The organism is Streptomyces sp. NPDC104313 (genome assembly GCF_055583985.1).
The window spans coordinates 123,181-146,623 of record NZ_JBVJMW010000015.1; the positions used below are offsets into that span (position 1 = coordinate 123,181).

At 70.0% G+C, this 23,443-nt stretch carries 19 protein-coding genes and 1 tRNA gene; 12 read left to right on the forward strand and 8 right to left on the reverse strand.

The window, feature by feature from the left end; translation table 11 throughout:
* Positions 1 to 111: 111 nt before the first annotated feature.
* A complete protein-coding gene (locus ACZ60Q_RS29260; protein WP_469640476.1) occupies positions 112 to 2,532 on the forward strand; it encodes a serine hydrolase in 2,421 nt (806 codons plus the stop codon).
* 164 nt (positions 2,533 to 2,696) lie between these two features.
* Positions 2,697 to 4,625 carry an MFS transporter gene (locus ACZ60Q_RS29265; protein WP_469640478.1) on the forward strand — a complete coding sequence of 643 codons (1,929 nt, stop codon included), beginning with the start codon at positions 2,697 to 2,699 and terminating at the stop codon, positions 4,623 to 4,625.
* 173 nt (positions 4,626 to 4,798) lie between these two features.
* On the opposite strand, the gene ACZ60Q_RS29270 is transcribed toward ACZ60Q_RS29265, so the two are convergent.
* Both ACZ60Q_RS29270 and ACZ60Q_RS29275 read right to left on the reverse strand, forming a co-directional pair.
* On the reverse strand, positions 4,799 to 5,686 hold the full coding sequence (locus ACZ60Q_RS29270) for an ATP-grasp domain-containing protein (protein ID WP_469640480.1): 888 nt from the start codon (positions 5,684 to 5,686) through the stop codon (positions 4,799 to 4,801).
* 692 nt (positions 5,687 to 6,378) lie between these two features.
* Positions 6,379 to 7,011 (reverse strand): hypothetical protein, encoded by a 633-nt coding sequence (locus tag ACZ60Q_RS29275; RefSeq protein WP_469640482.1) that lies wholly within the window; start codon positions 7,009 to 7,011, stop codon positions 6,379 to 6,381.
* 508 nt (positions 7,012 to 7,519) lie between these two features.
* Here ACZ60Q_RS29275 and ACZ60Q_RS29280 point away from each other — a divergent pair.
* Together ACZ60Q_RS29280 and ACZ60Q_RS29285 are read left to right on the forward strand one after the other, a co-directional pair.
* Complete coding sequence (locus ACZ60Q_RS29280) at positions 7,520 to 7,927, forward strand: hypothetical protein (protein WP_469640484.1); 408 nt, start codon at positions 7,520 to 7,522, stop codon at positions 7,925 to 7,927.
* The gene (locus tag ACZ60Q_RS29285) at positions 7,924 to 8,664 is read left to right on the forward strand and encodes a hypothetical protein (RefSeq protein ID WP_469640486.1); all 741 of its coding nucleotides are present in this window, start codon (positions 7,924 to 7,926) and stop codon (positions 8,662 to 8,664) included. Before ACZ60Q_RS29280 ends, ACZ60Q_RS29285 begins: the two co-directional genes overlap by 4 nt.
* 65 nt (positions 8,665 to 8,729) lie before the next feature.
* Here the strand turns inward: ACZ60Q_RS29285 and ACZ60Q_RS29290 are convergent, their stop codons facing one another.
* Positions 8,730 to 9,299 (reverse strand): peptide deformylase, encoded by a 570-nt coding sequence (locus tag ACZ60Q_RS29290; protein WP_469640488.1) that lies wholly within the window; start codon positions 9,297 to 9,299, stop codon positions 8,730 to 8,732.
* The gene (locus ACZ60Q_RS29295; protein ID WP_469640489.1) at positions 9,296 to 10,300 is read right to left on the reverse strand and encodes a helix-turn-helix domain-containing protein; all 1,005 of its coding nucleotides are present in this window, start codon (positions 10,298 to 10,300) and stop codon (positions 9,296 to 9,298) included. Before ACZ60Q_RS29295 ends, ACZ60Q_RS29290 begins: the two co-directional genes overlap by 4 nt.
* 124 nt (positions 10,301 to 10,424) lie before the next feature.
* Here ACZ60Q_RS29295 and ACZ60Q_RS29300 point away from each other — a divergent pair, with 124 nt between their 5' ends.
* Genes ACZ60Q_RS29300 through ACZ60Q_RS29320 form a run of 5 tightly spaced genes read left to right on the forward strand, consistent with a single transcriptional unit; the run spans position 10,425 to position 14,950 of the window.
* The gene (locus ACZ60Q_RS29300) at positions 10,425 to 11,582 is read left to right on the forward strand and encodes a glycosyltransferase (RefSeq protein WP_469640491.1); all 1,158 of its coding nucleotides are present in this window, start codon (positions 10,425 to 10,427) and stop codon (positions 11,580 to 11,582) included.
* A complete protein-coding gene (locus ACZ60Q_RS29305; protein ID WP_469640493.1) occupies positions 11,579 to 12,280 on the forward strand; it encodes a hypothetical protein in 702 nt (233 codons plus the stop codon). Before ACZ60Q_RS29300 ends, ACZ60Q_RS29305 begins: the two co-directional genes overlap by 4 nt.
* Entirely contained in the window at positions 12,277 to 13,512 is a 1,236-nt protein-coding gene (locus ACZ60Q_RS29310) for a glycosyltransferase (protein WP_469640495.1), read from the forward strand. Before ACZ60Q_RS29305 ends, ACZ60Q_RS29310 begins: the two co-directional genes overlap by 4 nt.
* Entirely contained in the window at positions 13,506 to 14,381 is an 876-nt protein-coding gene (locus ACZ60Q_RS29315; RefSeq protein WP_469640496.1) for a glycosyltransferase family 2 protein, read from the forward strand. Before ACZ60Q_RS29310 ends, ACZ60Q_RS29315 begins: the two co-directional genes overlap by 7 nt.
* A gap of 38 nt (positions 14,382 to 14,419) precedes the next feature.
* The gene (locus ACZ60Q_RS29320) at positions 14,420 to 14,950 is read left to right on the forward strand and encodes a P-loop nucleotide/nucleoside kinase family protein (RefSeq protein WP_469640498.1); all 531 of its coding nucleotides are present in this window, start codon (positions 14,420 to 14,422) and stop codon (positions 14,948 to 14,950) included.
* Positions 14,951 to 15,919: 969 nt separating this feature from the next.
* Here ACZ60Q_RS29320 and ACZ60Q_RS29325 read toward each other — a convergent pair.
* Entirely contained in the window at positions 15,920 to 16,120 is a 201-nt protein-coding gene (locus ACZ60Q_RS29325; RefSeq protein WP_469640500.1) for a hypothetical protein, read from the reverse strand.
* Positions 16,121 to 16,234: 114 nt separating this feature from the next.
* Positions 16,235 to 16,307 (reverse strand) — tRNA-Arg (locus ACZ60Q_RS29330).
* 619 nt (positions 16,308 to 16,926) lie between these two features.
* On the opposite strand from ACZ60Q_RS29330, the gene ACZ60Q_RS29335 reads away from it, so the two are divergent.
* A complete protein-coding gene (locus ACZ60Q_RS29335; protein WP_469640502.1) occupies positions 16,927 to 18,702 on the forward strand; it encodes a class I adenylate-forming enzyme family protein in 1,776 nt (591 codons plus the stop codon).
* Here the strand turns inward: ACZ60Q_RS29335 and ACZ60Q_RS29340 are convergent.
* A complete protein-coding gene (locus ACZ60Q_RS29340; RefSeq protein WP_469640504.1) occupies positions 18,689 to 19,966 on the reverse strand; it encodes a M6 family metalloprotease domain-containing protein in 1,278 nt (425 codons plus the stop codon). The genes ACZ60Q_RS29335 and ACZ60Q_RS29340 overlap by 14 nt on opposite strands.
* 309 nt (positions 19,967 to 20,275) lie before the next feature.
* Between ACZ60Q_RS29340 and ACZ60Q_RS29345 the strand changes: the two genes are divergently transcribed.
* Together ACZ60Q_RS29345 and ACZ60Q_RS29350 are read left to right on the forward strand one after the other, a co-directional pair.
* On the forward strand, positions 20,276 to 20,947 hold the full coding sequence (locus tag ACZ60Q_RS29345) for a TetR/AcrR family transcriptional regulator (RefSeq protein ID WP_469640577.1): 672 nt from the start codon (positions 20,276 to 20,278) through the stop codon (positions 20,945 to 20,947).
* Positions 20,948 to 21,238: 291 nt separating this feature from the next.
* Entirely contained in the window at positions 21,239 to 22,762 is a 1,524-nt protein-coding gene (locus ACZ60Q_RS29350) for an MFS transporter (RefSeq protein ID WP_469640506.1), read from the forward strand.
* 69 nt (positions 22,763 to 22,831) lie between these two features.
* Here the strand turns inward: ACZ60Q_RS29350 and ACZ60Q_RS29355 are convergent, their stop codons facing one another.
* Positions 22,832 to 23,344, reverse strand: a complete 513-nt coding sequence (locus ACZ60Q_RS29355; protein WP_469640508.1) for a MarR family winged helix-turn-helix transcriptional regulator — start codon at positions 23,342 to 23,344, stop codon at positions 22,832 to 22,834.
* Positions 23,345 to 23,443 lie beyond the last annotated feature (99 nt).

Consider the following 23,443-nt stretch of genomic DNA (forward strand, 5'->3'; position numbering starts at 1 on the left):
ACCCCTCTCACATTGGTCTGTCGAGAGCGCCTGCCTGCTTTATGTGGGAACCAGTAGGTATGTCGTTCTCGTCTAGCAGCTCGGCCAGGGGTTCACACAGGACACTGGTAGATGGTTCGGACAGCGCGGGGTGACCCCGCAGCGCATGAGGAGGCATCGGTGGCGGGCGAGTCCCCCGATAAAACGGAGCAGCGGAAGTCGTCGGGGACGGCTGCGGAGGAACGCGACCCGCGCTTCGCCGTGTTCCGTGACCCCGGCGCGGACAGGGACGCGGACGGGAACGTGGATGCGGAAGCGGCCACGAACACGGATGCGGAAGCGGCCACGAACACGGCTGAGGGCGCGGACGCGGCCGCGGACACGGCTGAGGGCGCGGGTTCGGGAGCCACGTCCGACACGGCGACCGCTGTCTTCCGGCCCCGGCTTCCGGAGGACGCCGGCCGGCGTGAGCCGGAGGCGGAATCTTCTTCCGTGTCCTCTTCCACGTCCTCTTCGGCGGGGCCTGAACCGGAGACTGCCTCCGAGCCGGAGGCCGAGCCGAACGTTGAGGCCGAGCCCGAGGCGGACACCGCCTCCGAGCCGAAGAGTGCGCCTGTGGCGGCCTCCACGCGCTCTGAGGAGGCCGCGACGCCTTCGGAGGGCACGGGGGGCGCCGGGGGCGGCACGGGCCCGGACGCGGACGCGGAGACGTCCGACATGGAGACGGCGGGCGTGCCCGGGGCCGATGCAAAGGACGAGCCCTCCGCGACAGCGGAGCCCGAGCCGAAGTCGAAGTCGGAGCCCGAGCCGAAGTCGGAGCCGAAGTCGGAGCCGAAGCCGGAGCCGAAGCCGGAGTCGAAGCCGGAGCCCGAGTCGGACGCCGGCGACGCCTCCGACCCGCGAGGAATCGATCAGCCCACCGCCGTCTTCAAGGCGCTGGGGCCGGTCGGGGCGCCCGATCGGGGCGACCGGGCGACGACCGCGCTGACACTCCCGCCGCGCGAGCACCGGCCCGGGAGCAGGCCCGGGGGCGAGAACGAGCCCGAGAGCGACGCCGAGCGCACGAGCACGTTCGTGCCGCTGCGCTCCGACGACGTACGGTCCGCCCCCGCGCCCCGCAAGCCGGAGCCCGGGCCCGAGGCCGGCTCCGTGGCCACGCCCGAGGCGCCCGTGCGCACTTCGGAGACCGCCTCCCCGGCCTCCCCCGCGCCCACCACCCCGTCCTGGGCGGCGGCCGAGCGGACCCGGCAGCAGCCGCTGCCGCCGAGGCCGCCGCTCGACCTGCTCGCCGAGCTGACGAACACCCCGCCGCCGCGGGAGACCACGGTCCGGACCGCCGTCCGGCGGGTCAAGATCTGGACCCCGCTGGTGCTCCTCCTGCTGATCGTCTTTGCGATCGTGCAGGTGATGCGCCCGCTGCCGGAGCCCTCGCTCGAGCTCACGGCGAAGCCGGCGTACACCTTCGAGGGCGGAGAGGCGAAGCTGTCCTGGCCGGGCCAGGGACAGTCGGCCGTGATGGTCGACGGCGTCGGGTCACTCGGTTCCGAGGGCGCGCAGAAGCCGGCCCCGATCGCCAGCGTCGCGAAGGTCATGACCGCCTACGTGATCCTTCAGGAGCACCCCCTCAAGGGTGACGAGGAGGGCGAGACGATCACCGTCGACCAGAAGGCCGAGGACGAGTCCAAGCGGCCCGACGAGTCGACGGCCCCGCTGACCAAGGGGCAGAAGCTCACCCAGCGGCAGATGCTCCAGCTGCTGATGATCCCCTCGGGGAACAACGCGGCGCGGCTGCTCGCCCGCTGGGACGCGGGTTCCGAGGACGCCTTCATCGACAGGATGAACGACGCGGCCAAGGACCTCGGCATGACCGGGTCGACGTACACGGACCCGAGCGGGCTGAAGAAGACCACGGTCTCCACCGCCACCGACCAGCTGAAGCTGGCGCAGGCGGTGATGCGCAACGAGGTCTTCAGGGGGATCGTGGACATGCCCGAGATCGAGATCGAGGGCATAGACACCAAGATCTACAACAACAACAACCTCCTGTTGCAGCCGGGCGTGAGCGGCATCAAGACCGGCTCCTCCACCCCGGCGGGCGGCAACCTGCTCTGGTCCGCGAACACCAAGGTCGACGGCAAGATGCTGTGGATCTACGGAGCGGTCATGGGCCAGCAGGCCGGTACCGGCCGGGTCTACGACAGTCTGGAGCTGTCCCTCCAGAACAGCCTGAAGCTGATCAAGGACGCGCAGAAGGCCGCGACCTCGGCGACGGTGGTGAAGAAGGGCGATGTCGTCGGGTACGTGGACAACGGATTCGGCGGGCAGACCCCGGTGGTCGCCACCAAGAACCTCAAGGCGGTCGGCTGGTCCGGCCTGGAGGTCGAGCTGAAGGTCACGGACAACGGCAAGGGCATCGACCCCGCCGCGAAGGCCGGGAGCGAGGTCGGCATGGTGACCGTGGGCACCGGCACCGGAAAGGTCACGGCGCCGGTGGTGCTGCAGAGTGATCTGACCGAGCCGGCCTTCGGCGACAAGCTGGCCAGGATCGGCTGAGGCACCGAGCGGGGAGGGGTGGGCGACGCGGCCGGCCCCTCCCCGCTCGTTTATGACAGCGATACGTGCCGGGGGTACGTGTTAGCGTCCCCGGACAACTCAGGGACGCTGGGACGCGTCCTTGAAGAGGTACGGGGCCGGCGGAGGACGGGGAGAGAGCCGTAGTGACCACCGCGGAGCCGAAGCCCGGCCGCGAGGCGGACGAGACCACCGGGGCCGGGGGCGACGCCCCGCACGCTCGCGTGCCGTCCCCCCGTGTCCCTGAGTCCCCGCAGTCCCTGGATTCCCCGGATTCCCCCATGGCCGCCGGGCCTCCAGGGTCCGCGGGACCTGCGACCGGACCTGCGACGGAACCCGCCGCCTCCGAGTCGTCGTCGGCCAGGTCCCGTCGGCTGCTGCGGCACCCTGTCACCATCGCGACAGCCGCCGCCGCCGTCGGCCACCTCCTCTGGTTCTTCTTCTTCGCCAACACGGGCGGCGACATCGCCGCCCAGGACGCCTGGGCCGAGTTCGTGGGCCGGCATCCCGGCACGGCGTACAACCTGGCCTGGTACGGGGGCATGCACCCCGTCTCGTACAGCGTGGTCTCGCCCTACCTGATGTCGCTGCTCGGCGTCCGTACGACGATGATGATCGTCGGCACGGTCTCCTCCGCGCTGACCGCGCTGATCCTCGTGCGGGTCCCGGCCGTCCGCAATCCGCTGGCCTGCTCGCTCGCCGGGGTCTTCGCGTTCCTGTGCAACGCGCTGTCGGGCCGGGTGACCTTCGGGCTCGGCATGATGTTCGCCGTCGGCGCGGTGGCCGCGGTGTTCTGCTGGCCCTACCGGTGGCGGTACAAGCGGTGGGCCAAGGCGGCCGTCGCCGCCCCGCTCGCCGCGCTCGCCACCGCGTCCAGCCCCGTCGCGGGACTCTTCCTGGGCGTCGTCGCGGCGGCGCTGTTCCTCCACAAACGACGCCCGGGCGCGTACGCGATCGGGCTCGCCCCGGTCGCCGTGGTGGGGCTGTCCTCCTGGCTGTTCCCGTTCTCCGGTACGCAGCCGATGTCGCTCGGGACACTGGCGCTGCCGTTCGTCTTCGCGGTCCTCGTGTACGTCCTCGTACCGCGCGACTGGAGCACGGTCCGCACCGCGGCCGCCGTCTACGGGCTCGGCACGCTGCTCACGTACTTCATCGACTCGCAGATCGGGTCGAACATCACGCGCATGGCGATGCTGTTCGCCGGCGTCGTGCTGCTCGCGGCCCTTCCCTTCGCGGTGCCGCGCAGCCGCCGCTGGTACGTCCTGGTGATCGCGTTCGTCGGGCTCAACTTCTGGATCGGCTTCAAGAGCGTCGACGACATCGTCCGCACCGCCCCCGCCGCGTCCTGGAACCGCGAACTGGCCCCGCTCATCAACCAGCTCCAGAAGGTGGAGGCCGAACGCGGCCGGGTCGAGGTCGTGCCCGCGAGCAGCCACCGCGAGGCCTCCGCGCTCGCCCCGTACGTCAACCTGGCGCGCGGCTGGAACCGCCAGGCGGACATGAAGCGCAACCCGCTCTTCTACGACGACACGCTGGACCCGGTGAACTACCGGGAGTGGCTGGACCGCTGGGCCGTGCACTACGTGGTGCTGCCCAAGGGCCGGCCGGACAACGGGGCGGTCCAGGAGGCGGAGCTGGTCGAGCAGGGACAGCCCTACCTGCGCCGGATCTGGGGCGACGAGAACTGGAAGCTGTTCCGGGTGCTGGACCCGGTGCCGCTCGCCGACCCGCCCGCGACGGTGGAGCGGGCGGGCGCGGACGGGCTGACGATCACCGTGAAGTCGGCGGGCCGGGTGCTGATCCGGGTCCCGTACACGCGCTGGCTTGCCCTCGTCGACGAGGACGGCACGTCCGTGGAACGCCCCCAGGAGACCGAGGAGTCCAAGGAGCGTTCGGAGGCGGACGAGGCCACGCCGAAGACCTTCGTCAACAGCGACGGCTGCCTGAACAAGGTCGAGGAGGGCCCGTACGGCGACGAGTGGACCGAGCTGCTCGCCCCGCGACCGGGCGTGTACCGGCTGACGGCCCCGTACCAGTTCCAGCCCGGCACACCCTGCCCCGAAGAGCTGAGCTGAGCCCTTCCGGTGGGCCCGTCCGGTCCCCCGTATGACGGGCCGGCGTGTACGGGATCTCCCTCTGTGGGCAGGACCCTGGCAAGGTGTCCCGCCCCGCTGCCCCGCTGCCCCGCTGAGCCGCTGAGCCGCTGACGTGATGGTGCGCGCCCGCGCGGGCCGACCGGCCTTCCCGGCTACCGCACGAAGTCGCAGTCGTGCGGCGACAGGTCCGTGGCGGGCCCGGCGGCGCGGAGGACCGTGTCGAGGGACCGGTCCGGGTCGGCCGAGTAGCACCCGCTCGCCCAGGCGGCGTTGGCTTCGATCACGGCCCACCGGCCCTCGTCGTCCCGGCCGACGTCGACGACGATCGCGGACGGCAGGGTTCTCCCGGCGGTCGCGAGGACTTCCCGCCCGAAGACGAGCGCGTCGCCGTCCGGCGGCCCGAGCCGGAGCCGGCCGGCCTCGGCGTACTGCCCGGCCGCGTGGACGGCCCCGTCGAGCAGATGGAGCCGGTACTCGACGGTGAACGTCATCACGTCGCTCACCAGCACCACGGTCGCCGGGTCCACGGCATCCGGTCCGGGCAGCCGGGACCCGTCCGCGTACACGAGCGCCGAAACGCTCTTGTCGTTGGGCGACTTGACGAAAGCGGGGCGTCGCAGCCGGTACGCCTCGTCGATCGGCATCGCCCGGATCTCCCGCCGGGTGAGCGCCCGAGGGAGCCGCGCGAGCCAGTCCGCGGGGGCCTCCAGGAGGGCGATCCCCAGTGAGGGGGCCACGACGTCGGCGAAGGAGGGCCCGGCGTGAAGATGCACGGCGTGCCTTTCACCCCCGGTGCTTTCGGCGCCTTCGGTGCTCCCGGTGCTCCCGGTCTCACCGGTGCTTGCGATGGATGCGGTCGGTCCCGCTCCCCCCGGCCACCCCGCCCACCCCGCCCATCCCGGGCTTCCCAGCTCTTCCGGTACGGCGGAGGCCGTCGCCTCCACGATGCGCAGCCCGCGCCGCAGTGCGGCGGCACGCAGCGTCCTGGCGGAGGCGGTGAGCCGGGGCGGGAGGACGAGGATGCGCGGCGGGCGGGTCATGGCCGCAGATCCTCCCGTACGGGGGCGCCGCGCCGCACCGGCTTTTTCGGCACGGCGGAGGACACGTTGTGCGGACCCGGGGTCACCTGGTTCGATCGCCGCATGATCATCGATCCGTCACTCGTACGCGGCCTGATCGCCGCCCAGCTCCATCGACCAGCAGCCGGGCCACGTTCGCCCGGAGAGCGAAATCCTGGTGTGCGCCACGCGTCCCGACGCCGTAGCCCACCACGAACCGTCCGCTCATGAAGTAAGCCGGGCAGCGCCCGCAGGCCGTCCGGTAACTCCGATCCGTCCATGGTGGTCAGCGGCTGCGCCGTCTCCCTGATCACGTCCGACCGGGCCGGTGGGCACCAACTCCCCATCCGCTCAAGCAATCGGCCCCGGACGAGTGGTCCGAGGCCGAGCAGAACTCCTGCCCGGGGGAGAAACCCCAGGTCGGAGCGGTAACGCGTTGTGCCCCCGGCAGGATTCGAACCTGCGACACCCGCTTTAGGAGATTTCTCGGGGCAGGGCTGTGACCTGCGGAAACGATGCCCGCATGGGGTCTGGCCTGGGAAGACTCGTCTCAGTAGTTCTCGCGCTTTCGCGAGGGTGCCCGTCCTGATGTGTGCTGAATCCGTTCTGGCTGCACTGTTCAACAGGCAGTCAGTGGAATCGCTACAACGGGCTGCTGCCGCTGAGATGCTAGGTCAGCTGCCATCGGCAGGGTCGTGCCAATACCAAGGCAGGTGAGGGGGAGCCCAGGCGTCGTCGTCATGCCGGTCAAGAACTGGTGGTTCTATGTGTGGTGGAGGCGCTGCATCGTCCACCACTGCCTCCAGCGTCAGCTGGACGTAGCGTAAGTATGCCCGTACATCACGGATCTGGCGCTTGCGATCTCTGTGGCCCACTCCTCGCCATGCGACGTCAAAGCCTAGCTTGACCAGGGCGCGGTAGCGATCACGGACCTCGGCTCCCTGAATCGCGAGCAGATCGGTCTGCATGCCGTGCCGCAGCGCTGCCAGGGCTGTGGAGCACTGGTCGCGCGCGGAGACGCTCAGGGTTGGGCATTCCAGCGCTATGTCTGGTAATGACGGTAAGTACGCGTAGAGGCCCGCAAGTCTCTCCAAGAGCCTTTGTGCGGCCTCGGCTGATCGCTGCCGTTCCCACTGCTGCCGTGTCAACGTGATGACTGCGGCGTGCTGCGAAGCGGCCAACTCGGTCTGTGCCGTAATCGATCTCGACATCTGCCATCGTGCGACACACGCTGAAATGATGCCGTCGGCCAAGGTGCCAAGGAGAGCGCTTCCGGTTTGGCCTGCTAGTTCTGCCCAGTTGTTCATAGGCGCATCTTTGTACGCTGCCTGATGGAGTGACAGGGTGTCTGGCTCTGGGCTAGCCATGGCAGGTCGAAGCCCCGCACTTGCGTTCCCTGGACATAGGTAGTCGGAGTGGCTGCCAGTGCGTCTGAAAGATCTTGACGACTCCCTGTGTAGTTCGAGTGCTGACCAAGAGGTGCGGGCGTGGCCCAAGGTGGAGGAGCCGGGATGCCATGCTGTTCATCCGGGAATCGATTGCGAAAAGCTGTACTGGACCCTCACTGCTCAGAGTGATCACGGCCTGTCTCGGTCGTACCAGGTGATGCTCTCGGGGCGTTCGGTGGTCTTGCTTATGCCGCATCGAGTTCGGCGTGTTTCCGCCACACGGCGCCGTATGCTCAGCCAACTGCGAGGAGGTGGACTGTGGGTACCGGGAAGTCCCAGCGCTCGGCCTTCGTCGGGAGAGACCATCGAGGTGTCACGGATGCGCGTAGCAGCGTGCTCGATACCTTCCTCGGAGGTCTCCTTCTCCATGCTTGACGCAGCAGCCATCGCCGTCACCACCGGTGCCGCCAGCAACGTTCTCGCCTACCTGCTTCAAGGGCGGGCCGACGTCCTGCGCACCCGGATCTCTGCAATCTTCCGGCGCGGGAACGCGCAGGAAGAGTCCCATGCGCTACGTGCGCTTGATGAACATGTCGAGGCTTTGGAACAGCGCCGGGTTGGCCAGGCTGAGGTTACTGCTCAGTGGAGCAGCGTGCTGACCGCTTTCCTTGCCGCCTACCCCGAGGCCCGAGCGGACATCGAGGCGCTGCGCTCTGCGACGCCGTCCGGCACGAAGACGGTGAACATCGGTACTCAGCAAAACCACGGGCGCGGCACGTTCATCGGCGGCGACAACCACGGCACCATCCGCGTCGACAGGCAGGAGGAGCAGTGACGTCCACCGTTCCGGAGCCGGAGCGGCACATCACTGAGCAGCACAACCACGGAGACGGTGCCTTCGTCGGTGGGGACAACCACGGCGAGATCCGCATCGAGGCGGTCGATGCGAAGACCAAAGCGATGCTCAGGAAGATCTGCAAGGATTCCCCCGACCTGGTCGAGCTCCTTGAAGAGGCTCTGGACGACGGGGTGATCTCCCCCGATACCGCGAGGTTGCTCGCGCTGGCGGCGCGTAGCATCAACGAAGATGTCGCTCACACTCTCTCGCGTGCTGCCCAAAGCATCAACGAGGATGTCGCTGCGTTGCTCATGCGCGCAAGCCACAGCATCAACGAGGACGTCGCAGGTCAGGTCTCCCATGCCGCAGATACCTTCGACAAGGCGTCCAAGCAGCTCGACCTCAACGAGCTCAACAGGCTTGTTAGCCGCTTCGAGGGGACCATCAGTTCGCATAGCCATGACGACCTCAGGGGCTTGGTCACGCGTCTTGAGGGCAGTCTAAGTTCCCTGGATCAACTGGTCAGGGACGTGGACAGACTGCAGGACAGGGACAAGCCTCTTGGCCGGATGGAGGAGATAGGGACCGCGCTTAATGGCGTGGCCCAGCGGATCGAGGCCACGGTGACACCACCTCCACCGAAGATACTTCCCGACCACCGGGCACGATTCGTCGCATTCTTCTGGGGCCTCGGAATCGGCGCAGCCTTCATCTTCTACCTGGTGAACCGTTGAACCGCTCAGCCTGAGACCCTGAAGTGAATGCCGGGCCCAGTGCCCAGCCCATGAGGGCAGGCTGATCAGGCTTCCTCGTACGTCCATGCCCGGCCGGTCTGTCGGTACTCGTCCACGGGGATCGGTTCGACGCCGGGCAGCATCCGGGAGGTATAGAGGAGCCCGTCGAGGTGGTCGATCTCGTGGTGGATGAGGCGAGCGAGGCCACGGTCGTACACCGTGCTTGTGGTCTCACCAGCCAGTGCCGTGGTCTCGACGGTGATCTTCAAGGGGCGGGGGACGAGGCCGCGGACGTCGAAGAAGCTCAGGCAGCCCTCGTGCTGCTCGTCCGTCTCGTCGGAGCGGGTAGTGATCTTCGGGTTGAGGAGGATGATGGCGGGGGCGTCGCTGGGCGGCTGGACAATGGCGGCGGCACGGGCGATGCCGATCTGTGGGGCCGCGATGCCCATGCCCTTGGCGAAGGGGTGGACCTGGCCGATGCGGTTCAGGGCGGCGAACAGTTCGTCCACGATGCGCTCGGCCTCGTCGCGCTCGGAAGGCAGATCGAACGGTCGGGCAGGTGTGGTGAGGATGGCGGCGCCCTCCTGGACGACGCCGAGGTCTCGCATCTGCTGGCTGGGCCGAACGTCCGTCAACTGAACTCCCCTTGGTTCGTCTCGTGTTCGGGTCGTGCCCGGAACCGCCACTCCAAACGGTACCGAGCGTGCAGGTCCGGTGTGGTCGTGATCCATGTGAAGGCGCGCTGTTCGCCGTCGTCACTGCGGACGGGTGGGGTTCGGAGCGGGGAGGCTTCGGCAGTCATCGAGGTCTCGGTGCCCCAGACCACGGGGTCGAGGGCGGCGGGGAAGGAGAGCTGGACTTCGAGCTGTTCCGTGGGCAGACGGACGGCCCGCTGGAACCAGTTACCCCACTTGTCGTCGCCGACGGTGTAGGCGTACTCGATCCAGACGGATTCGCCGGGGTAGAGCGGGAAGCGGCCGTGTTCGTTGTCGAACAGCAGCCAGACTTCCTTGAAGGCGTCACGGTCATGCTTGGCCTGCCAGCGCATCGCTTCGCCCCCGCAGGTGGCGGTGAGGCCGAGCTCGTCCCAGGTGAGCGGGTGGACCCGGTAATGGGCGTTGGACTGTTCCGGGGCGCCGGGGTAGCGGTCGACGGAGATACGGATCAGGTAGCGGGTGATCGGTTCGGCGCCGGTGTTCCGAAGGCGTCGGCGCATGGTGAGCCGGTACGAGCGGCCGTCGTAGCGGAGGTGTGCGGCGTCGTGTTCGACGATGAGGGCGGAGCCGGCGGCGTACGGCTGCTCGGGCCTGCGCGGGGTAGGAGGGGCTGCGGGTGGGCGTCGTGCCCGGGTCTCTCTGGCCTTCGCCTGTTCGTAGTCGAGCCAGCGCCGCCAGATGGCCTTCCCGGAGTTCATGACCTTGTCGGCGAGCCGGGCGAACTCCGCGCTGGGCTTGTGGCGGCTGGACTCCACGTGGCTGACGTAGGACGGATCGAAGCCCATGGCCTGCGCTAACGCTCGCTTGGACAGGCCCCGCACTTCCCGCCAGCGGGCCACTTCGGCCGCGAAGTCCTCGGCTGCCTGTTCGGCGGTGATCTCCTTGCCCTGGGTGTCCATCGAACCCTCGCCCCGTGTCATCCTCAGTGAGCATGAATGAACCGTGAGTGATCTCAGTTCATCATCCCGTCATGGTCCGCGTCGACGCTTTCCTTCCCTCAGCGGCCCGGACCGATCCCCGGGCGGATGACGGAGGCGACGCATCATGCGCGTGCTGTACCTGCTGAACATCTCCAACCCGGACCGGTTGTCCTCGGACTCCGGCTGGATCTTCGCCGACCTCCTCGCCCCGGCGCTCGCGGACGCCGGGGCCGAGGTGACCGTCGCCGCGCCTGCCCCGGCCGGGGACGCCCGGTGCGGCTTCCGCCGGACGAAGTTGCCCGGGACGAAGTACCGTGCCCGCTTCTCGGCGGACATCGACGAACTGGTGGCACTCATCCAGGCTGAGAAGCCGGACGTCGTGGTGGCCAACCAGATCGAGGAAGCCCCCGCGATCCGTACGGCCCTGCTGGAAGCGGGCTCCGGCGCGCTACTGGCCGGGTACTGCCACTATCTGCCGTACTCCTTCGACGACGGCAGGCGGCTCCTGGTCGACCCGTCCCTCGATGACGCCGGGCTCGGGCGGCCGGTGCTGCTGGCGTTCGCCGCCGGCCTGGCCGCGTGCGACCGGGTGATCGTGCACTCCTCCACGGCCGCCTCCTGGGTCTCGGCCGCAGCAGACCGGATGACCGTGGACGTGGGCGACAGACTGCGGGTGGTACCCGCTCCACGCGACGAGCGCCTTGTCCGCACACCTGTCACCACCACGAGCGGGAGCGGAGCCGAGGCGATCGGCGTCTACAACCACAGGCTGTACGCGCACTACGGCACAGAACAGTTCGTGGACCTGGCCCGTGATCTCGTGGCCTCCGGGTCGGTACGGCTCCGGGTGATGGACCTCTTCGGGCAGCGCAGCGCGGCCCGAACGGGCCTGAATGACAGCCCGGAGAGAATGCGGGAGAAGCTGGCCGCGCTGCCCCACGTCCAGATCGTCTCGGACCGGGGTGACCGCGTCCGCTACCGGGATCTGCTGGCCGGAGCGCGCTTCGGCATCGCCCCGTTCCGGCCCGGCTGCCCGTGGTCGATGAGCGTGATCGACTGCCAGGGCATGGGCCTGCCAGTGATCTCTCCTCGCCTGGGATGGCTCGCCGAGCACATCGACCCCGAGCTGTGCTTCGCCACCACCTCCGAGGCGGTCGCTCTCGCCGAGCGGCTGGCCACCGACGACGCGTTCCACGCCCGGCACGCCAAGCGCGCCCATGCCTCCACGGCCGACTTCACCCCCGAGCTGGTCGCCGCCCGCTATCTGGAGGCGATCTCATGACCGGCTTCGACGCCGTCTTCCTCTCGTACGACGAACCGATGGCCGACTCGCTCCACTCGCGTCTCCAGCGGACTCTCGGGGGCTCCGTGAAGCGTCTGCACGGCGTGCACGGGATGCGCCGGGCCTACCGGCTGTGCGCCGAGGCCGTCGACCGTGAGCAGTTCTTCCTCGCCGACGGGGATTTCGCCATTGACACCGACTTCGCCCCGACTGCCGTGGAACCACTCGACGAGGGCGTTTCCATGCGCGTGTGGCGTGCGGTCAATCCCGTCAACGGCCTGACCTACGGCTACGGCGGGCTCAAGCTGATCCGGCGCAGCGCTCTGCGGGAGATGGGCGAGGCGGTGGACGTGCTCGCCGCACTGCCCGGACGCGTTGAGTTCGCCGAGCGGTCCGCCGGGGTCACGCGTTTCAACCAGAGCCCCTTCCACTCCTGGAAAGCGGGCTTCAGGGAGTGCGTGATGCTCACCCGCGGCAGCGAGTACGGCATGACCGGCGGCGACGCCCGCTGGCGGGTGGACGCCTGGCAGCGCAGCAGTGATGGTGAGTTCGCCGACTACGCGGCGGCAGGGGCGCGGGAGGGCGTCGTCTTCGCTCGCGAAGCCGCCCACCCGGACCAGTTCGAACGTCTCAACGATCCGTCGTGGCTGCGGGCCAGGTTCACCACAGTTCACGGGGACGAGGTGGTCTCGGGATGACCGGGCCCCTCGTCCTGATCGAGCCGTACGCCGATCGCCTGGGCGGGCACCATCAGCGCACCCTGGTGGCGCTCGCCCGGACCCGGCCCGGCAGCCTGGTCATCACCCTGAACGGCGTTGCCCGAGATTCCGCAACAGCACTGCGGGACACTCGGGCACGGGTGGTGGTCGAACCGGTCGGCCACATGGCCGCCGGGCTGCTGGCCGCGTCACGTCTGGTGGCCTGCGCCGCCGCGATCGGCCAGCGCCTCGTGCGCTCGCGCCGCTGGCCCGACCGTCTTCGTCGACTACCGCACCAGATCACTCTCGTCGCCCGCTGTCTGGCTGAAGCCTCCGCCCTGCGGACCGCCCGGAGCCTTCAGCCCGACGCCGACGCGGTCGTCATCCTCACCGCGAGCGAGGCCCTCCACGGCGCGGCGGCCCTCCTCGGCCGCCAACCGCACCTGCGGTTCGTCCACGAGGCCGTCACCGCAGAGGACACGTTCGTACGGCTTCTCGGTCGGCTCGCCCGCCGCCACGAGCAGCACGTGATCACGCTCTACCCGACCCAGGACGTCGCCGACCAGTTCGCCCACGCCTTCCCCGACCTGCCTGCCTTGGTCCGAGCCTTCTCGGTTGACGACAGCCTCCGGCTGACCGACGCCGAACGCGAAGGAGGCCGGACGGCTTTCGGGATTCCGCCCACCGAAGCAGTGGTGTGTCTGGTCGGCGGCTGGTGGCCGTACAAGGACATCGGCGTCATCGACGGCGCCCTGAACCGGCTGAAGGAGCCCCTGCACCTCGTGGTCGCCGGCCATCCGCTGGACGAATCGGTACTCGCCCGCTGGCGGAATGTGCCGTTGCTCAGCCTGCACACCGTTCCGGGGCCCAGCGCGGAGTGCGTGCTGCGGCTGGTCTACGGCGCCGCCGATGCCGCTCTGGTCGCCCGGCATCCCGGGGTCGGGAAGGAATCTGGCCTGGTGATGGACGCCGCCCGCCTCGGAGTCCCCCTGGTTGTCTCCGACCACGACACTTCCCTTGCTGACCGGCTCCACGACCAGCCCTGGGCCCTGACCTACCCCGCAGGCGATCCGGACGGCCTCGCCCAAGCCCTGCACGCAGTCATCCGCCAACCGCCCGAGCGGCCCGGGACTGAAGCCCCCAGTCTGCTCGGCATGTGGCCGGCCGGGGAACAGGCCGACTTCCTCGCCCGGACATTCACCACACTCACGGCGAAGGAGTCCCGATGCTGAACGCACCGCCCGCCCTGATCGCGGTCATCGGCCCGGTCGAGCCTCCGCTCCTCACCGCCTGGGTCCGCCACTACCGGCGGCTGAGCATCGAACGCTTCCTGATCGCCTTCCACTTTCCCGAGCACGTTCCCGACGCCCAGCGGCACCAGCTCCAAGCGGCCATCCGCGAGCTGGGCATTGTCCCCGCCGGAACCAGCACCGGCCCCTGGCACGAGCACACCAACACCCGGCTCCGCGACGCCCTGCGGCGCCAAGCCGGACACGGCTGGCACCTGCTCGCCGACGCCGACGAGTTCCAGCAGTACCCCGTCCCCCTCTCCGAGGTGATCGCCCAGGCCCAGCGCTCCGGGCACCCTGTCGTGGGCGGACTGATGCTCGACCGCGTCGCTGCCAGTGGACGACCGACCAACTGGCGGCCCGAAGTCGGACTGGACCACACCTATCCCCTCGGCGGGCACCTCACCCACCGCCTTCTGCACGGCGACCCCCGCAAGGTCGTCCTGGCCCGCCATGACATCGCCGTCTCCTCTGGCAATCACCGAGCGCCCGGCCACCGACCGGATCCGGACCGCATCTGCGCCGTTCACCACTTCAAGTGGCGGTCCGGTGTCCTGGACGACCTCCGCCGACGGGTCCAGCACTTCTCGACGGGCACCTGGCAGGAGCAGAGCCCCGCCGTACGCGACGAGGCCGGCCGTCTCCTCTCACATGTCGGCCGGCACGGGGGCGCGATCAACACCAGCGATCCGCGATTCGCCTTCCGGCGGGTGAGCCTGGACCGGATGCCGGACGACTGGGCCGCCGAGGCGCGCGGCATCGTCACCGGATGGCGGCCCTACGTGCCCACCGGCCAGGATCGGGGAGAATGACCGCGCTCGCGCACCCTCTTCGCGGAAGGGATGGCCAGATGCCCCTCGCCGTTCTCCTGGTCGGCCTCACCGGTTCCGGCAAGACCACCGTCGCCCGGTTCCTCGCCGGCCACGGCTTCGTCCGGCTGTCCGTGGACGAGGAGGTGCACCGGCTTCATGGCCGATACGGCGTGGACTACCCGGAGCACACCTACTTCGAGCGCGAGCGGCCCGCTGTCGAGACCATCCGGGAACGGTTCATCAAGGAACTCCAGGCCGGGAACGACGTCGTCCTCGACCACGGCCTGTGGCGCCGCCCCGACCGGGACGCCTGGCGACAGGCCGCCCGGGAAGCGGGCGGCCACCCCCTCGTAGTCCACCTGCATGCTGACCGCGACGAGCTGCTACGGCGTCTGGCCGAACGCAATCAGCGCGAGGATGCCAACGCGCTCACCGTGACTCCCGAAGCCCTCGACGACTTCCTCGCCCGCTTCGATCCCCCGGCCGACGACGAAGAAGTCATCGCCTACACCGGAGACCAAGGCCAGCTTCTGGCATCGCTGGCCGTCGCCCGGCACCGTACGCGCTGACACCGGCCTTCAACGCCCATGGCGCTGTCCACCGTGGGTGCTGCCCGGAAGGCGCACCCCGCTGTGCTCGGGTGCCGCCGTCGGCCCGAGTCCCACTCCGGGGACAACGGACTTGGACGTGATGGCGCTTCGCCTGCGCGCCGCGTCTGCATGCTTGTCCGGTCGGGACGCGATACGCCACACGAGCACGTGCGCCGGTGCGTCCGCAGTGTCGAGCTCTCGATCGGCGGCGGCCTCGCTCAGGATGCTTCGGACATCGTGGCCGGCCGCCTCGGCGCGAGCGAGTGTGGCGGTGAGGGCGGCCGCGGTGCGAGGCGGTCGAGGTCCGCCAGAACCGGGCCTGCGGCCTGCCGATATCCCGCTCGCAGGTGGTGAAGGGCACGCTCGGCTGCGGCGGCCTGCTGTTCGTGGCCTCGTTACGGTGCCAAGCGGAAGCGGCGCGGGCCCATGTGAACAGCGGCGAAGATGAGGGCGTTGGCGAGCCCTTCGCTGCCTCGCCGCCGGCCTCGTCGGCTCCGTAGCCGACGAGGCCAGCAGCCCGGCACGTAGAGGGTCGGGGAGGTAGTGGCGGTTCTCGTCTATGGGCCGGTCGGTACGAGTGTCGGGGAGAATCCCCCGCGACATGGAGTGCGGCCGAGACCGTAGCGGTGTACAGGGTCTGCTGGTGGCGCACCTTGTAGCGCAGGTTGGTCCAGGGTTCGTGATCTCACGCCCTGATCGGCGTCCAAGAGTCCGACGAGGTGCGCGGGGGTGTCCGTCGAGGGTTCGTACGCGTGCTCCAAGGCGGCCCATTCGGTCTCGGCGAGCACCGCCTCGGGTTCGGGCAGGCTGGCCCGCCTCAAGGGTCCTCCCGCCAGGCCGGTCCATTGCCTTGGCAGCCGCGTCTCCGGCGCGCTTCTCGATCTCTTCGGGGACCTCGCGATCATCGAGCACGAACAACCGGCCGCCGACCAGCCACCTGATCGTCTTTCAGCCCGGACGGCTCCCGGCCTCGCGCGCCGCCCGCCGCACGTCCTGGAGGTCGCCCAGCTCCTCCAGGCGCTCGGCACCGAGGATCAGCTGCCCGTAGTACCCCGCGTACTCCGGCTTCAGGCTTGCCCGCAGGAGCCCTTCCAAGCGGTCGACCAGATACTCGTAGCGGCGCCGGGCCAGCTCGTCCTTCGGGGCCATCGGGCACAGCTCCCCACACCTGAAGCACACGCGGATGTGTGCTGAATGTGTGCCGCACGCCGGAGGCCCTGCCGCCCTTATGGACGACAGGGCCTCTGACCTGCTGCTTTAGCGTGCCCCCGGCAGGATTCGAACCTGCGACACCCGCTTTAGGAGAGCGGTGCTCTATCCCCTGAGCTACGAAGGCGGGGATCTGTTGGGAAATGTGTAGGAAACGGCGGCGGAAGCCGCGATCCCGGACACATCGGCCCACTGATCCAGCGGTGCGGCAGCGGACTGGCGCACCGCCGTCAGTGTAGCGGGTGGGGGTGTGCGGGCGAGGCGGTTACCCCGCCCGGCGGCAGGGGGATGGTCGCGTGGCCGTCCGTGGCCGGGTAAGGGCATCTGTGAAGCGCACCGGCCGTGCCGAGGGCGGTTGAACTGATCATCCGGGCGAAGTCGAGGTGGATGGGCAGGGCTCCGGGGTGACTCCCGTCAAGGAGGAGGCGCGGCGGGCGCGGCGGAAGGTCTTCCCCGGATCGGCAGCGACGTTCCTGATGCCCGCAGCCGCCTCTCCGAACTCCAGGGCGTGGCCAACCGCGTCCTCCGCCGTGACCAGGCCGGCTGGGTCGCCGTACTTCATCGCGGTGGGCAGATCTTCAGTCGGCCGACTCCGCGATCGTCGACGTCAGCTGCGTCACCCGGCACGGTCTCCTCCTCGGCCTTGGCGCTGTGCCCCCGTCCGCATAGCGTTTCGGGTACCAGTACCAGTACCAGTACCAGCAGTAGCAGTAGCAGTGTCAGCGTCAGCGCGAGAGAGGCCGTCCGTGCCGCATACCCACCCGTCCCCGCCCTCGGCCCCCGAAGACGCCGTGGCCCCTGCGGAACGCGCCCGGCGCGCCGCGCGCGTCGAGGCCTCCCTCACCGCGCCCGGTGCGCCCTTCGCCGTGGTCATCGGCGAGCAGGGGACGCCGGAGTACGCCGACGGGCCCCGTACGCTCCGGGAGTTCGTGGAGACCACCTGGGCCTACCGGGACACGCCGTTCCTCATCGCCGGCGAACAGCGGTACTCCTACGCCGAGTTCTTCGCCGCCGCATCCGCCCTCGCCGTATGTCTGCGGGAGCGGTACGGGCTGCGCTCCGGCGACCGGGCCGTGATCGCGATGCGGAACCATCCCGAGTGGCAGATCGCCTTCTGGGCGGCCCAGTTGGCCGGGCTCGTCGCCGTACCGCTCAACGCCTGGTGGACCGAGGACGAGTTCGTCCAGGCTCTGGAGGACTGCGAGCCCGGGGTGCTCCTCGTGGACGGGGAGCGGCTGGGGCGGGTCTCCGGCTGGGCCCGGCGGACCGGGACGCGCGTCGTCCTCTTCCACGGCGAGGAACAGGGGGCAAAGGGGCTGCGCGTCGAGCGGTACGAGGAGTTCCCCGCGCCCGACCCGCTGGCCGCGCCGCCCGACGTGGAGCCCCGGCCCGAGGACGACGCCACGATTCTGTACACCTCCGGCACGACCGGCCGGCCCAAGGGTGCGGTGGCCACCCATCTCGCCCAGGCCGCGGCCGCGCTGAACCCCCGCTACCACGCGGCGGCCTCCGCGCTGGCGCGTGGCGTCATCCCGGGGCAGGGGCCCGCCCCCGTCTCCCTGATGACGTTCCCGTTCTTCCACGTCGCCGCGTTCACCGGCTTCTACGGTGCGATGGCGGCCGGCGGCACCCTCGTCCTGATGCACAAGTGGGACGCGGACGAGGCGCTGCGGCTGATCCGGGCGCACCGCGTCACGCACTTCGCCGGGGTCCCCACCACCGGGCTCCAGCTGCTGGAGGCCGCAGAGCGGACCGGGGACGGGCTGGAGAGCCTCACGCTGTTCAGCACCGGCGGAGCCCCCGCCCCGCCCGCCCTGGTCACCCGCCTCACCTCCCGGTACGGCGAACGCGTCGAGCCCCGCAACGGCTACGGCCTCACCGAGACCAGCGGCGGGGTCCTCGCGCACTTCGGGGACGAGTACCGGGCGGAGCCGGGCGGCGCGGGACGGCCGACCCCGGTCACCGAGGTGAGGGTCACCGGGCCGTCGGGGGAGGAACTGCCCGACGGGGAGGCGGGGGAGCTGTGGCTGCGCGGCCAGTCGTTGTTCCGCGGCTACTGGCGGGACGTGGCGGCGACCGAGGAGGCGTTCGGCGACGGCGGCTGGTTCCGTACGGGGGACCTCGCCGTGCGCCGCGAGGGGCGGGTCTCCATCGTGGACCGGCTCAAGGACGTGGTGATCCGGGGCGGCGAGAACGTGTACTGCGTCGAGGTCGAGGGTGTTCTGCACGACCACCCCGACGTGGCCGACGCCGCCGTCCTCGGCATCCCGCACCCGGTGCTGGGGGAGGAGGTGGCGGCCGTCGTCCGGCCGCGCCCCGGGGCCGGGGTCACCGCCGGGGCCCTGCGCGAGCACATCGGCGGGAGGCTGGCCGCCTTCAAGGTGCCCGCCCTGGTGCTGTTCACCGACGAGGAGCTTCCGCGCAACGCCACCGGGAAGCTCCTCAAACACCGGCTCCGGGCCTTCGCGGAGGGCGCCGCTGCGGGGGGCGCTCCGGACGCCGGGCCGCTCACGGGCGGGTGACCCGCACCCGGTAGTTGCCGTCGTCGTCCTCGTCCAGCACGGATATCCGTACGCCGTTGGCCCGGTCGGTGAAGGTCTGGCCGGGGCGGAACGGGGCGTCGGACAGTTCCGCGTGCACATTGGGGCGCCGGGTGCAGCCGCCGCTGTCCTCGGTGGCGTCGGCGACGGACACCGGGCCCTGGCCGGTGTCCACGTCGGAGCTGACCTTGTAGATCAGCACCCCCGGCCGGCAGATCGCCTCGTCGTTGCCCGCCGCCGTACGGACCTCCACGGCGTAGCCGGACTGGGCGCTCAGCGGGACGAAGGCGAGCTTGGTGCCGCCCTCGGTGGCCAGCGGGCCGAGTGTGTGCTCGCTGACGCCGGCCTGTGACGCGCAGCTGATCTGCTCGTTGTCGAGCCAGCCGAGCTTCCACTTGTGCCAGGCCAGGAAGTCGTTGTTGGCGCCCCAGTCCTCGGACATGATGTCCCAGTGCCCGACCGAACCGCCGCCCTCCATCGTGTAGAGGTCGGGCAGCCCGAAGACGTGGCCGTTCTCGTGCGGCAGGACGCGGTAGCCGGTCTCGGTGTACGACCCCGATCCGTCGTCCTGGCGGCTGTAGACGAACGACGTGTTCGAGAGCGGGACACCGTCCGCCGTCGGGGCCTCGTCGTTGCCGGAGAAGGTCACCGAGAGCACGGTGTCCAGCGCGGAGGGGCCGGCGTTCGGGCTGACCAGGACGTTGACCAGGTCGTACGCGGAGAAGTCGACCAAGGGGTCGGCGGCCGCGACGATGTCCTTCACCAACTGGCGGTAGCCCGGCTCGAAGGGTGAGCCGCGCTCTATCCCGTACTCCGTGAAGGGCATCGGCATCCGCAGCCAGTCCGTGACGGGGGCCTCGGGCCGGTAGACGAGCCGGCCGTAGGAGCTGGCCCTGAACCACTCGGAGGTCTGCGGGAAGAACTCCGCGTACCGGTCCGCCGCCGGTTCCGTTCCCTCCGCGTCCGGGAAGTCGATCATCAGGTTGAGCGCCTTGATCTCGCCGGTCGACCGGGCGTAGCCGGGCGGGGTCGGCAGACCCTCCGACATCTGTACGCCCATGGTGGCGGAGATCCGGCACGGGGCGAGCGTGGACTCCTGGCTGGTGGCCGCCGGGCCCGCCGAGGCGCGGCCGGCGGTCGGAAGGGTGGTGCTGGCCGAGGCCATGGCCGCTATGACCAGCGCGGTCGCTCCGGCCAGGGCGACCGGGCGGCGGTGTCTGCGTATCCGGTGGCGGGGCTGCTGCATAGAGGCGCCTTCGGGGTCCGCGGCAGCCGGCCGACCCCTGACTGCGCTCTGGCGATCAGCCTGTGCCGGGTGGTGCGGGGCCGCTCGCTGGGTGCGCCGATCGGAGGGTTTTCTCCCTGAATCGATGTGGCCCAGGTCACGTTCGGGCGGGAAATAAGCGGGGAGCCTCTCCCCGTTTGCATACGTGTCCCCGCTAAACGGGGAAACAGTCCCCGGTTACTGCTGGGGGTTGACCGGCTACACAGAAGGAAGAAGGGGAGGAGCGTCGTCGTGGAGACCGCCGCGAAGAGCGCCGCACCCGCAGCCGCCGTGAAGGGCACCGCACCGGCAGCCGCCGAGAGCACCGCACCGACAGCTCCGTGCCGGTCGCCCCGTCCACGGGCCGACGCGCTGCGCAACCGTGAGCGGATCGTCGCGGCAGCACGCGAGCTGCTCGTGGAGCTCGGACCGGACGTGGCGCTGGACGACGTCGCACGGCGAGCGGGCGTCGGCAACGCCACGCTCTACCGGAACTTCCCCGACCGCGCCGCCCTCACCCACGAGGTCGTCCTCGCGGTCACCTCCCGCATCACCCTCCGGGCCGAAGAGGCCACCGCCGCGGAGCCCGACCCGTTCGCCGCGCTCAGCCGCTTCGTGCACGCGGCCGCCGACGAACGGATCGGCGCCCTGTGCCCGATGCTCTCCGGCGTCTTCGACAAGGACCACCCCGAACTGCTCGCCGAGCGCCGGCGCCTCGAAGAGGCCGTCGAAGGGCTCATGGCGCGCGCCATGTCCGCGGGGCGACTGCGTACCGACATCGCCGTCGGTGACGTACTCGTCGCCCTCTCCCAGCTCACCCGGCCGCTTCCCGGCATCGCCTGCCAGGGCATCGACCGGTTCACCCACCGCCATCTGCAACTGTTCCTGGACGGACTGGAGACCCCGGCCCGCTCCGAACTGCCCGGATCGGCGGCGACCTTGGAGGACCTGCGGCGCCCCTGACGCCCGCACCGACCTGAACCTTCCGGCCCGCTACCGCCCTCACCGGTAACACCTCGCGGGCGCGGCCCCGGCCGCCGGACGCTTGTCCGTCACCGGGAAGCGCCTTCCCGCGCCCGCCCTTCCCGCGTACGTGGACCAGCTGTGTCCACCTGCGCGCCCCTGTGCGTCCCTACGCGCCCCCGCGCGCCCCTACGCGTCCCACGTCATCCCGTCGCGCGTGCACCAGCACGTACTCCGGCGCCCACTTCGCGACGCCTCGGCGTCCTCGCACGTCCTTAGGTGGCTACACCCATGTCAAAAACGGCTGACACCGCCCTTCCCGATCCGAGTCGCTGGAAAGCCCTGGCCTTCATCGCGCTCGCCCAACTGATGGTCGTCCTCGACGCGACCATCGTGAACATCGCGCTGCCCTCGGCCCAGACCGACCTCGGCATATCCGACGGCAACAAGCAGTGGGTCATCACCGCCTATGCCCTCGCCTTCGGCGGGCTTCTCCTCTTCGGCGGCCGGATCTCCGACCTCTGGGGGCGCAAGCGCACCTTCGTCGTCGGTCTGATCGGCTTCGCGCTGGCCTCCGCGCTCGGCGGTGCCGCCCAGAACGAGGCGATGATGTTCGGCTCCCGGGCTCTCCAGGGTGTCTTCGGCGCCCTGCTCGCCCCGGCCGCCCTCTCCCTCCTCGCCGTGATGTTCACCGACGCCAAGGAGCGCGCCAAGGCGTTCGGCATCTACGGGGCCATCGCCGGTGGCGGCGGCGCGGTCGGACTGATCCTCGGCGGCTTCCTCACCGAGTACCTGAACTGGCGCTGGACGTTCTTCGTCAACATCCCGTTCGCCATCGTTGCCGCCGCAGGCGCGTACTTCGTGATCCGCGAGCCCTCCGGCGCCCGTAACCGCGCACCGCTGGACATCCCCGGCGTCGTGCTCTCCACGCTCGGCCTGGTCGCCCTGGTGTACGGCTTCACCCGCGCCGAGTCGGCCGGCTGGTCGGACACGCTGACCGTCTCCATGTTCGTCGCCGCCGTCGTGCTGCTGCTGGCCTTCGTCGTGACCGAGGCGCGCGTGAAGTCGCCGTTGCTGCCGCTGCGCGTCCTCACCGAGCGCAACCGCGGCGGGGTCTACCTCTCACTGGGTCTCGCCGTCATCGCGATGTTCGGGCTGTTCCTCTTCCTGACCTACTACCTCCAGGTCGTGAAGGGCTACTCCCCGGTCAAGACCGGCTTCGCGTTCATGCCCATGATCGTCGGCATGATCACCGGCTCCACCCAGATCGGGACCCGGCTGATGACCCGGGTCCCGCCGCGTCTGCTGATGGGCCCCGGCTTCCTGGTCGCCGCGGCCGGCATGCTGCTCCTGACCCGGCTGGACCTCAACACCAGCTACGCGGCCGTCATCCTGCCCGGCATGCTGCTGCTCGGTCTCGGCATGGGCACGGCGTTCATGCCGGCGATGTCCCTGGCCACGCACGGCATCGAGCCGCGTGACGCGGGGGTGGCCTCCGCGATGGTCAACACCTCGCAGCAGGTCGGCGGCGCCATCGGCACCGCCCTGCTGAACACCATCGCCGCGAGCGCCACCACCGCGTACGTCGCCGATCACGCGGCCCGCGCCACGGACCCGCGGCTCCTGGAACTCCAGGCCATGGTCAGCGGTTTCGCCGCCGCGATCTGGTGGGCTGTCGGCATCCTCGTCGCCGCCGCGGCCATCGCGATCGCCCTCATCAACACCGGCCGCCCGGGAGCGGGGTCGGGTGGGACGGACGGCGCGTCCGACGCGGGCGCCGAGGAGGAGTTCAGGATCCCTGTCGTCGCCCACTGACGACGGCGTCTCCTTCCCCGCCCCGGTACTTCCCCTGCCCCGGTAGCCCTGGTTCCGCTCAGCGATCGCTCAGCGGAGCCAGGGCAGATCCGCGTCCGCGCCCTCCGGCTCCAGGCCGGTGGCGAGCACCCGCATGATCTCCCCGAGACTGCCCACCTGCTCGGGCGTGAGCCGGTCGAACATCGCCTGCCGTACGGCCTCGACGTGGCCCGGCGCCGAGCGGCGGAGCATTGCGTGGCCGTCGTCGGTGAGCACCGCGTTCTGGCCGCGCTTGTCGGAGGGGCAGTCCTCGCGACGCACCCAGCCGTTCTTCTCCAGCCGGGCGACGGCGTGCGAGAGGCGGGAACGGGTGATCTTCGCGTTCCGGGCCAGTTCCGTCATCCGCATCCGGTGGCGGGGGGCCTGCGAGAGCTGGACGAGCAGTCCGTAGTAGGTGTGCGGCATGCCGGCATCGCGCTGCAACTGGCGATCGAGGTGATCCTCCAGCAGCGTGGTGGCATGCAGATAAGCGCGCCAGGCGTGCTGCTCCTCGTCGGTGAGCCAGCGCGGCGCGCTGGTGGATGCCGTGGTCATGTATTCCACTGTACGGCCTTTTCTTGAAAGTTTAACTAGATAGGGCTAAGGTCTCCGGAGGTAGGAACTTGAAGATTCAAGAAGCCTGCCCCGAGAGTTCCCCGCAGG